The sequence below is a fragment of the Acinetobacter sp. TWP2-2-3 genome (genome assembly GCF_049896445.1).
GTDB lineage: Bacteria > Pseudomonadota > Gammaproteobacteria > Pseudomonadales > Moraxellaceae > Acinetobacter.
The window spans coordinates 1-10,600 of the sequence record NZ_JAFCUI010000022.1 but is presented as its reverse complement, the minus strand read 5'-3'; the positions used below and the strand labels follow the sequence as shown (position 1 = coordinate 10,600).

The following is a 10,600-nucleotide window of genomic DNA, read 5'->3' as shown; positions in this document are numbered from 1 at the left end:
GCGCACAGCCCAAAGAATGATTTCGCCCTGAAAATGCCGACCATGGAAAGGATTCATATGCTGCACCTTTAGCTAAAACAGTCTTCAGCTTACCATTCGTGGTTATTTGCAACAGTGCCCAAATGATAATGTTCAAAGGATAAATAATGACTACCCAGAAAACAGGCTTAGTAATTAGTGCACATTCAGCTGATTTTGTATGGCGTGCAGGTGGTGCAATTGCTTTACATCAAAAACAGGGTGTTCAGATGCATATTGTATGTTTGTCATATGGAGAAAGAGGAGAGTCTGCAAAATTATGGCGTCAGCCTAATATGAGCGAAGTGAGAGTTAAGCAAGTACGTGAGCAAGAAGCACGAGCGGCAGCGGATATTCTTGGGGCTACTATTGAATTTCTTGATTTAGGCGATTATCCCTTACAGGCAGATAAGGAAATTCTATTTGAACTCGCTGATATTTATCGCCGGCTCCAGCCTGGATTCGTTTTAAGCCACTCTCTCCATGATCCTTATAATTATGATCATCCACGTGCTGCTCATTTAGCACAAGAAGCACGAATTATCGCGCAGGCAGAAGGCCATAATCCAGGAGAAAAGGTCATTGCAGCACCCCCTTTTTATTGTTTTGAACCTCATCAACCCGAACAATCTAATTGGAAACCAGATGTTTTATTAGATATTACCAGTGTTTGGGATCAAAAGTATCAGGCAATTCAGTGTATGCAGGGTCAAGAACATCTTTGGGAATACTATACTCGTGTTGCCTTGCAACGTGGAGTACAAGCTAAACGGAATATAGGGATAACGGCTGCTAAGAATATTATCTACGGTGAAGCTTATCAAAGTATTTTCCCTCGTGTTACGGAGAATCTTGAATGAATTCACTTGGTCAAAAAGGTGTAGTAGTTCGTAATATCGATCGCGCTCCACAGGAGGTGATCGATAAAATGGCTCACTATGGCGTAGCGACTGTCCATGAAGCTCTAGCACGCAAAGGGCTAATGGCATCTCGAATCAGACCTATACAACAAGGTATTTCTATATCTGGTTCTGCTATCACACTTTGGGTTGCGCCTGGAGATAACTGGATGTTTCATGTCGCAGTTGAGCAATGTCAGCCTGGCGATATTATTGTCGTATCACCAAGTTCACCCTGCCAAGACGGTTTTTTTGGCGATCTTTTAGCAACTTCAATGAAAGCACGTGGTGTTATTGGACTCGTCGGTGATATTGGAATACGAGACAGCCAGGTTTTGCGTGAAATGGGGTTCTACGTCTGGTCATGTTCAATTTTCTCCCAAGGTACTGTGAAAGAAACCTTGGGATCAGTAAATATACCGATTATTTGTGCAGAACAATTGGTTTATCCAGGTGATGTAATTGTCGCTGATGATGACGGTGTAGTTGTTGTACCCCGAAATATGGCTGTGGAAATTGAACAAAAAAGTTTCAAGCGAATGGAATTAGAAGAATCGAAAAGGCAGAGAATGGCTCAAGGTGAACTTGGGTTAGATATTTATGGTATGCGACCGCGTTTAGCAGAGAAAGGATTACGTTATATAGAACGCCTAGAAGATTTGGATGTCTAAATATGCAAACTCAAATTCGCTGTATGTTAATGCGGGGAGGCACTTCTAAAGGTGCTTATTTTCTCGCCCAAGATTTACCAGAAGAGCCGGAATTGCGTGACCACGTGTTACTTGCAGTTATGGGATCACCAGATACGCGTCAAATTGATGGAATTGGTGGTGGTAATTCGTTAACGAGTAAAGTTGCCATTGTACAAAAATCAGAACGAAAAGATACAGATATCGATTATTTATTCGCTCAAGTCAGTGTTGATCATGCAAGGGTAGATTATGGGCAAAATTGTGGCAATATTCTGGCTGGAGTTGTTCCTTTTGCAATCGAAAGAGGATTAATAAATCCACAAGATGATCAAACTGTTGTTACTGTATTTATGGAAAATACGCAACAATATGCGCGAGTTACCATTAAAACCTCTGGTTCCAGATTAGAATATGCTGGCTCCACTTATATAGATGGTGTACCAGAGCCAGCAGCTGAAATTATTCTCGAATTTAAAAATATAGAAGGTTCTACTTGTGGAAGCTTGTTACCTACCGATCAACCCATTGATCTGATAGATGGTATAAATGTTACCTGTATTGATAATGGCATGCCGATTGTTTTGATCAATGCAACTGATTTAGGTTGTACTGGCTACGAGAGTAAACAAGAGCTAGACCAGAATGAAGATCTTAAACAAAAACTAGAAAAAATTCGTTTAGAAGCCGGGAAATGCATGCATCTTGGGGATGTTAGCCATAAAACCATTCCTAAAATGTGCCTTATTTCAGCAGCACAGTCAGATAATTGTATTAATACTCGATTTTTTATTCCTCATCAATGTCATAACACTATCGGCGTTTTTGCTGCAATAAGTGTTGCTCGTGCATGTGTATTAAATGGAAGTATTGCTCAGACAGTTGCGAATGTACCTGCTGATACGCTTGAAAAGCGGCTAGTTATTGAACATCCCTCAGGTCATTTTACCGTTTTCTTGAGAGTGGATGATACGGGCAAGATCAAGGGCTGTGGATTTATCCGTACTGCGCGAGCATTATTCGACGGCTTGGTCTTAATTCCTGAAAGAATATGGAAAAAGCATTGAAAAATATAAAAACGGAGGAACCAATCTTCATCATTAATTTATAAAAAAACAATTTAAAGATATATCGCAATGATTCCTATTCGGATTTCTCAACCATAAAAAATAGTTCAAGGAATGAAATATGAATTTAAAAGAACAATTGAGCCAGAAGCCCATGAATACCTATCAATGGTTTATCGTTGCTTTATGTATCTTACTAAATATTGTAGACGGTTACGATGTCATGGTGATGGCATTTACTGCTGCTCCAGTTTCAGCTGACTGGCAATTGTCAGGATTTATACTTGGTATATTGCTGAGCATAGGTTTTATTGGAATGGCATTAGGTTCATTCTTAATAGCTCCCAAAGCAGATAAGATTGGTAGACGTAATCTGATTCTAATTTGTTTAATTATTTGTAGTGTTGGAATGATATTAAGTTCTATGACGCAGAATGCTTATCAGTTAGCAACATGTAGATTACTTACAGGTTTAGGGATTGGAGGTATTTTAACTAATGCCAGTGTGGTAGCTAATGAGTTTTCATCACAAAAATGGAAAAGCCTATCTGTGAGCTTATTATCTATGGGGTACGCTGTTGGTGCTGTGATGGGGGGAATAATTACCTATCACCTTATTGGTTCACATGGCTGGCGCAGTGTCTTTTTATTTGGAGGAGTATTGACCTCAACCGTATTTCTAATTTGCTTATTTGTTTTACCTGAATCTTTAGAATATCTGGTTGTGAAACAACCTAAAAAAGCGCTAGAAAGAATTAATTATATAGGTAATAAAATTGGTTTGCCTATTCTAGCCAATTTACCTCTGATTACATCAGTACAGCAAAAAACATCAATCAGAAAATTATTTTCGCCTCAGTTAGCCACTCAAACTATATGTATATGGGTAACTTTCTTTACTGTAATGGCTGGCTTTTATTTTATTCTCAGTTGGACACCTAAAATCCTAGCTATGGCAGGAATGACCGTAGAACAAGGCGTTAATCTAGGTACATTTCTTAATATCGGGGGAATTGTTGGAGCAATTTTAATAGGAAGTATTAGCTCGCTATTCCAAATCCATAAGGTTCTTGCTTTATTTCTCATAGCAACTTCAGTCAGTATTTTAATATTTGTGCTATTTGCGCAAGCTTATACTTATGCGCTTTTGATAGGCATATTGGTTGGGATGATGGCTAATGGTTGTATTGCTGGACTCTATGCTCTCTCCACTGTGACCTATTCAACAGAGATTCGTGCAACTGGAGTGGGGCTAGCTATCAGCATGGGGCGTGTCGGAGCAATTATGGCGCCACTAGGAGCAGGTTATTTCTTGGACATTGGCATTTCTCCACTACATTTATATCTATTCGCAGCATTGCTATTTAGTATTGGGTTTATCATGTTGCTTATTAGCTATCATCAATATAAACAATTTTCATTGGCAGAATCTGAAATCTAAAAATCATTAATTTTGGTTGGTCGAAAGTAGAATGCTAGCTCATCTTACTTTCTTCCAATAATTTAATCTTTGTTGTAATTAATTTGAGAATCTAAGAAATCAAAAAGATGGTCGTTTTTGATTTATAAAAAAGATCTATTTTAAGCTCAGGTTACTGAGCTGTATATAAGTATATAAGTCTGAGACAAATATTCTTAAATAAATGAATTATATTTATAATCCCTCTTTCTCCGCTCTTCGGTCATTAGCTGAATTATCTTCCGTAGCGCCTGATTTCCAGTAGGAAAAAGCATATAGTTCGTTTGCTGCCCAATTTTTTTCTTTTTTTAGATAGTGCCGAATAGCTTTAACTGATGAAAATTCGCCAGCTATATAAGCAAATCGGCTTAGCTTTTCGCTTGGTAGCGTGAGAGACTTGATCGTATCTGCTAGTTGACTACCTTGAACAGGATCAGCGTTATGTAGCCACGTCATCTCAACATTAGCTAAGGTTAGTAAATCCTGTTCATCTTCTTTACCATAAACCTCGATAATACATTGCACTGTACTACCACTAGGTAGGCTTTCCAGTATTGCACTAAGCACAGGTATAGCAGTAGCATCTCCAATTAGCAGAAAGTTATCTACTGCAGGATAAAGCGGCTTGTTTTTGGGTTTCATAAGCACCCCAAGTTGATCTCCAACTTGTGCATGAGTTGCCCATCCTGAGGCAGGAGATTCGTCATCATGTGCAATAAAATCAATCCATATCTGTTGTTTTTCAATATCTACGCCACGATGAGTATAGGTACGTATAGTAAAATTATTCTTATCATTTAGATCAAGTGGTTGGGTTTTATCTAGGGGTATGAGTATTTTGTTATTTACTCCAATAGTCATGGTAGCAATATTAGTAATAGTATCTAGCCTCCCTGTTAGATAGATTCGAATATAGTGTGGAGTAATTATTTGCTTATGGGTAACGATCATTACTTCTCGTACCATCTGTTGATTCATCGGATCAATTGTGATTTTATTCATATATACTCAGTTGATTTAATGGAGTGTTATACTGATGTGCGATTGTTTAATAATGAATGGCTAAGCTTATTCCTATAAAATTTTTATTCATCAGCATTATTATAGTTTCACAGTACTCTCTACCATAATACGGCTAACTCGTAGAAATAATGCTAGCTCCTCAGCTTTTAAGTTCTGAGTAAGCTGCTCTACAGCCCACTTCTCCGCTAGGTCAAGCTTTCCCATAACGTCCTCACCTTTAGGTGTTGCTTGTAGTAATTGACTGCGACCATCAAGCGGATTATCTGTCTTAAATATCAATTCAGCAGCTAAAAGATCATTCAAGGCACGGGTAATTTGGGCTTTATCTCGCTGCATATGCTTGGCAATAGATTGTGCTGTACTCTTTGAATTATGACAGACACATTTCAATGTTCTAATATGTGTCACTGATAAATCCAGTTTTTGTAGTTGAATGCCTTTAAGCAATAGATTTGTATAGCTATGCATTAATTGATGCATGGTTTCACTTAAAGAGATATTAAACATATAAAACTACAACTTAGTTGTTATATCAATAATATCGGAGATAGATGATTTTATCAACTACTTTTAAATGAATATCTGGTTCATAATTTGATGAAGGCGATTATTAGCCCTTAATAGACGTTATTAATAAAAAAACCGCCAATCAATAGGGCGGTTTTTATCAAGTCTCATATTAATTTTAAAAATTAAAACTTTATGGATTTTTCAAAAAAATAACTACTCGGACGTCTATTCTTCTTTTATCTGGACATTTTTTCCTGCTTTAGGGGTAAATAAGACTACATAAAACCGTGGAACATTGGTCAGTAAATAAGCGTGGAACATGATAAATCATAAAAAAAGCCCGAACAGGGATGAACGGGCTATAAATCGGGTAGAAGTACGTTGAATTATAACATAATTTAAAAAGCATTTTGTATAATCTGCATTATGTTAATTTTAGATAATCTTAAAAACTACTTCCATGCTCTAAACTTTTTTAAGCTGAGTATTAGGTAGAAATAAAGTAAAAATTCCGATTAAGGGTAAATATGAACATAGTGTAAATACCCATTCTATGCCGTCTCGATCAGCTAGGTATCCTAAACCAGCCGCTGCTATACCACTTACACCAAACATTAAACCAAACATGAGTCCAGCAATCATTCCAACACGCCCAGGAACTGCTTCTTGTGCATACACAACCATGGCAGAAAATGCAGATGACATAATTAAACCTGACATTACTGCGAGAATACACGTCCAAAATAAATTTGCATAAGGTATGAATAGCGCGAATGGGGCCATTCCTAAAAATGAAACCCAAATCACCGCTTTACGCCCAATACGGTCACCAATCGGTCCGCCAAAAAATGTACCAAAAGCAACTGCTGCCAAAAAAGCAAATAAATATAATTGAGCACTTTGAATTGGTAGATTAAATTTCTCAATTAAATAAAAAGTATAGTAATTACTAATACTTGCGATATAAGTAAACTTTGCGAACATTAGCATAGAAATAACTACGAGAGCTCGAACTAAAGTACTTCCATGTAATTTAAAACTTGAGGTAGATGCTGTTTTATTGATTTGAGTCTTGGCATGATGAATAGTCCATTTACTTACTTTAAATAAAACAAAAATTGCAATTAAAGCAAATAACACTAACCAAGCTGCTGAAGCTTGCCCGTTAGGAACGATAATAATAGCGGCCAATAAGGGACCAATTGCAGATCCTGTATTACCACCAACTTGAAAAGTCGATTGAGCCGTACCAAATCGCCCCCCAGACGCCATACGTGCCACACGAGAGGCTTCAGGATGAAATGTTGATGAACCAATCCCTATTAGGGATGCAGAGACAAGTAGCATATAAAAACTACTAGAAAACGCGAGCACAACAATGCCTATGAAGGTAACGACCATTCCTAAGGGCAGAAGATAGGGTTTAGGGTGTTTATCAGTATATAAACCGATCCAAGGTTGCAATAATGAAGCAGTAATTTGGTAGACCAGAGAAATTAGCCCAATTTGTGTAAAACTTAATGAAAAATTATCTTTTAGTAATGGATAAATAGCAGGGAGAGCTGCTTGAATTAAATCATTGAGTAAATGAGCTAAGGCTACAGCAAAAATAATATGACTCACCATTTTCGGTACTAAGTCTGTAACTTCAGCTTGGGGATTTTCCGCTATCTGAACAGGTGGTTGCATGAAATACCTTACTTGCCTTAAAAATTTAATCAGAATTATTATAATCTGTCATCTTTAAGTCTATATTCCAAAAATCATTCTATAAGTGACAATTTAAAGAGTTAATAACAATGTCTTTAGGCAAAAATATGGTTTCTACATTAGTTATCTCTATGGGCTCTAAGCATACTTATACAAGTTCAAGTGCCTTTAGTGCTATGTTTAAACGCCATTTAGGTTATTCTCCTCAAAATTTTAAATAAAGTTTTCATCAAATTCTTATCCATTTAACATAATGGCGGTTATACGAAATTAATGGATGTTCATATAGATTACTTGCATATTGTATTCGATCGAATACAATATAGTGAGAAGAGAAGGAATCCTCATGATTGAAATTAAACGTCTGCCAGAATTTGATGAATGGTTGGATGGCATTAAAGACAATATGACCCGTATCCGCCTGAATCGTCGATTAGATAAGGTTCAACGTGGAAACTGGGGAGACATTAAACCTCTCCAAGATGGCGTTTGGGAAATGAGAGAATTCTTCGGTTCTGGATGGAGGATGTATTACATCCAACATGGTGACGTTGTGATTGTAATGCTTGGTGGTGGAGATAAATCAACTCAACAACAAGACATCGATCGTGCAGTCAAACTATCGAAAACGTTGGAGGATTAAAATGGTTAAAGTAGCTGATTTACCAAGTTTTGATATGGCTGAGTCACTCAAAACTGAAGAAGACATTGTGATTTATCTCAATATGGTTCTTGAAGAGAATGATCCAGCTGAATTAGCTCATGCACTTGGTGTTATTGCTAAAGCTCGTGGCATGACTCAAATCGCTAAAGAAGCAGGGATTGGGCGTGAGGCACTCTACAAAGCCCTACGTCATGATTCAGCACCACGTTTTGATACAATTAATCGTGTAGTAAATGCTTTAGGCTTAAAACTCACAGTACAACACGCCTAAAGCTTTAAAAAATATAGTAAAAATGGGAGCTAAAGGCTCCCATTTTTAGATTCCTATAACGTGTATTATGTTAATTTTAGAGAAACTCATAAATGAATATAATAATTTGATTAAAATCCATTCTCTAAAATTCGGATATCAACACCAAGAACATCATCTTTTATCTTAAAGTGATGTTCTTGCATATGTACGGTTGCAAGGTGTGCATCTAAATGTTTGATACTTTTCCATTTTTCCAACATAACGACTGTATTTTTCAATGGCGCCTGATAAGACGCATGACTCTCATGATTAATAAGTAATTCGTAGCCAAAACAACCATCTTCTTCAAACACTGTTGGTGTGATCTCCTTGAATGAATTGATTACATGTTGCAGATGCTTTGAACCGGGTTTTACTTTAATTTCAGCAATAATTGTTAACATCATTTACCTCTATATCACTGATGCAGAAAAATTACGGATCAAATGTTGGCGATAGTCATCTTTTATTTGTGGTAAGTTTGGTGCTTTGATGACGTCATGAGCAATAAATGTTGACATGCTTTGCATACCAAGAAACTCATTGGCTTTTCGAAAAGGCAAATAAACCCCATCTACACCTCTCCCCTCAAAAAATTGTTTTGGATCAGTAAATGCTTCAGCAGGTGCATTCCAAGTTAATGACAGCATAAATTTTTTGCCATGCATTAAGCCTCCCGAACCATATTTTTTAGAAGTATCCGAACGTGAACGACCATCATTAGCGTATATATGACCATGACCTTCAGTAAATACATCATCAATATATTTTTTTACTGTCCATGGTGCACCCATCCACCAGCCTGGCATTTGATAAATAATAGCATCAGCCCAAAGATATTTTTTTACCTCCTCTTTTGGATCAAAAGCACTATCAGCACGCGTAACTTTAACTGTATGACCTAATTTGGTTAACACTTCTTCTGCTAAAATTGTCAAGGTATCGTTCAATTCACCATTAGAATGAGCAAAAGTTTTAGCACCATTGATAATTAAAATATTATTCATCTTCATCCCAAATTGAATAGAGAAGTACAATATAAATTTAAGATCCATCAACATAAATGCAATTATTAACAAAACATTATTGATTAATTGTTAATAATTAAAATATAATTAAAAATGATTTTTATTAATGATTTACTTAGATATGAAATCTACATTTGATGAACTTTTAGTATTTGTTACGATCGCTGATTGTGGCTCTATAGTGAAAACAGCAGAACAATTAAATCAAACAACATCTGCTATCAGTCGCACATTACAACGCCTCGAAAAAAAATTAAATGTTAAATTAATCGAACGTACAACCCGTAGCCTTAATCTTACCTATGATGGAAAAATTTTTTTAGAAAGAGCAAGAAAATTACTTTCTGATTTGAATGAAGCTGAAGAGTTGTTAATTAATCCAGGTACTGAACCTACAGGCTTAATTAAAATAGATTCAGCAACACCGTTTGTATTGCATGTAATTATTCCATTAATACCAGGGTTTATAGAACGATATCCAAAAATCAGTATTGAACTAACTAGTCATGATCATGTAATTGATTTATTAGAGCATAAAATAGATGTTGCTATACGATTTGGTGATCTAGAAGATTCAAGTCTCTATGCAAAATTATTATATAAAAGTCGTTTGTATATCGTTGCTAGCGCTGAATATCTCAAAAAAAATAACTTACCAAAATCTATTATTGAGTTAAATCAACATAGATTATTAGGATTTAGCCATCCTTTGCATTTAAATAATTGGCCAATTTATATAAATGATCAACTATATAAAACTTCACCATCTATTACAGCTTCTAATGGCGAAAGTGTTCGTCAACTTGCTTTACAAGGCGTAGGAATCGCTTGTCTCTCTGAATTTTTAATTTTAAAGGATATAAAAGAAGGTAAATTAATTGCTTTATTTGAAGATGAAATAAAGATTCATGAGCAAAAAATCCATGCTGTCTATTACAAAAAAAATTATATACCTAAGAGAGTTAGATTATTTATTGATTATTTATATGAAAAATTACAACAGCTTAATTAATTTTAAATGGATTTTTCAAACCAAAGTCTGAAAAATCCACCAAATCACTACCCATTTAACATAATGGAGGTTATGCAAAGTCGACTTGTAATGCAATTTGCATTACACTGTTCCTAGTACATTAAATACTTGGGAAATATGATGGCTACTGTTAACTTCAGGATCGATGAAGCCCTTAAAGAAAAATCTTATTCAATCCTTAAAGAGCAAGGTATTGCACCTACGGATT

General features: G+C 36.0%; 13 protein-coding genes. 8 read left to right on the top strand and 5 right to left on the bottom strand.

From position 1 onward, the window contains the following. Positions 1 to 146: 146 nt before the first annotated feature. From ACP7AK_RS15115 to ACP7AK_RS15100, 4 genes are all read left to right on the top strand, one after another. The gene (locus tag ACP7AK_RS15115) at positions 147 to 878 is read left to right on the top strand and encodes a PIG-L deacetylase family protein (RefSeq protein ID WP_425880197.1); all 732 of its coding nucleotides are present in this window, start codon (positions 147 to 149) and stop codon (positions 876 to 878) included. After that, positions 875 to 1,588, top strand: a complete 714-nt coding sequence (locus ACP7AK_RS15110) for a 4-carboxy-4-hydroxy-2-oxoadipate aldolase/oxaloacetate decarboxylase (RefSeq protein WP_425880196.1) — start codon at positions 875 to 877, stop codon at positions 1,586 to 1,588. Before ACP7AK_RS15115 ends, ACP7AK_RS15110 begins: the two co-directional genes overlap by 4 nt. 2 nt (positions 1,589 to 1,590) lie before the next feature. Next, positions 1,591 to 2,673 carry a 4-oxalomesaconate tautomerase gene (locus ACP7AK_RS15105; protein ID WP_425880195.1) on the top strand — a complete coding sequence of 361 codons (1,083 nt, stop codon included), beginning with the start codon at positions 1,591 to 1,593 and terminating at the stop codon, positions 2,671 to 2,673. A 121-nt stretch (positions 2,674 to 2,794) separates the two neighbouring features. After that, positions 2,795 to 4,114 (top strand): MFS transporter, encoded by a 1,320-nt coding sequence (locus ACP7AK_RS15100; RefSeq protein ID WP_425880194.1) that lies wholly within the window; start codon positions 2,795 to 2,797, stop codon positions 4,112 to 4,114. A 213-nt stretch (positions 4,115 to 4,327) separates the two neighbouring features. Here ACP7AK_RS15100 and ACP7AK_RS15095 read toward each other — a convergent pair whose 3' ends face one another. The 3 genes from ACP7AK_RS15095 to ACP7AK_RS15085 form a co-directional block, all read right to left on the bottom strand. After that, positions 4,328 to 5,134, bottom strand: a complete 807-nt coding sequence (locus ACP7AK_RS15095; protein ID WP_425880193.1) for a siderophore-interacting protein — start codon at positions 5,132 to 5,134, stop codon at positions 4,328 to 4,330. 99 nt (positions 5,135 to 5,233) lie between these two features. Continuing rightward, positions 5,234 to 5,662 (bottom strand): MarR family winged helix-turn-helix transcriptional regulator, encoded by a 429-nt coding sequence (locus ACP7AK_RS15090; protein WP_425880192.1) that lies wholly within the window; start codon positions 5,660 to 5,662, stop codon positions 5,234 to 5,236. 468 nt (positions 5,663 to 6,130) lie between these two features. Continuing rightward, a complete protein-coding gene (locus ACP7AK_RS15085) occupies positions 6,131 to 7,291 on the bottom strand; it encodes an MFS transporter (protein ID WP_425880199.1) in 1,161 nt (386 codons plus the stop codon). A gap of 430 nt (positions 7,292 to 7,721) precedes the next feature. On the opposite strand from ACP7AK_RS15085, the gene ACP7AK_RS15080 reads away from it, so the two are divergent. Together ACP7AK_RS15080 and ACP7AK_RS15075 are read left to right on the top strand one after the other, a co-directional pair. After that, positions 7,722 to 8,018, top strand: a complete 297-nt coding sequence (locus ACP7AK_RS15080; protein ID WP_004647749.1) for a type II toxin-antitoxin system RelE/ParE family toxin — start codon at positions 7,722 to 7,724, stop codon at positions 8,016 to 8,018. Between the two features lies 1 nt (position 8,019). Further along, positions 8,020 to 8,310 (top strand): addiction module antidote protein, encoded by a 291-nt coding sequence (locus ACP7AK_RS15075; RefSeq protein WP_004647750.1) that lies wholly within the window; start codon positions 8,020 to 8,022, stop codon positions 8,308 to 8,310. A 110-nt stretch (positions 8,311 to 8,420) separates the two neighbouring features. Here ACP7AK_RS15075 and ACP7AK_RS15070 read toward each other — a convergent pair whose 3' ends face one another. Both ACP7AK_RS15070 and ACP7AK_RS15065 read right to left on the bottom strand, forming a co-directional pair. Beyond that, positions 8,421 to 8,735 carry a putative quinol monooxygenase gene (locus ACP7AK_RS15070; protein ID WP_005105962.1) on the bottom strand — a complete coding sequence of 105 codons (315 nt, stop codon included), beginning with the start codon at positions 8,733 to 8,735 and terminating at the stop codon, positions 8,421 to 8,423. 9 nt (positions 8,736 to 8,744) lie between these two features. Further along, entirely contained in the window at positions 8,745 to 9,338 is a 594-nt protein-coding gene (locus ACP7AK_RS15065) for an NAD(P)H-dependent oxidoreductase (RefSeq protein WP_425880191.1), read from the bottom strand. Positions 9,339 to 9,480: 142 nt separating this feature from the next. Between ACP7AK_RS15065 and ACP7AK_RS15060 the strand changes: the two genes are divergently transcribed. Together ACP7AK_RS15060 and ACP7AK_RS15055 are read left to right on the top strand one after the other, a co-directional pair. Continuing rightward, positions 9,481 to 10,371: a LysR substrate-binding domain-containing protein gene (locus tag ACP7AK_RS15060; protein ID WP_425880190.1), complete on the top strand. Its 891-nt coding sequence runs from the start codon at positions 9,481 to 9,483 to the stop codon at positions 10,369 to 10,371. Positions 10,372 to 10,512: 141 nt separating this feature from the next. Then, positions 10,513 to 10,600 (top strand): type II toxin-antitoxin system RelB/DinJ family antitoxin (locus tag ACP7AK_RS15055; RefSeq protein ID WP_425880198.1); only part of this gene is annotated, 88 nt, incomplete at its 3' end.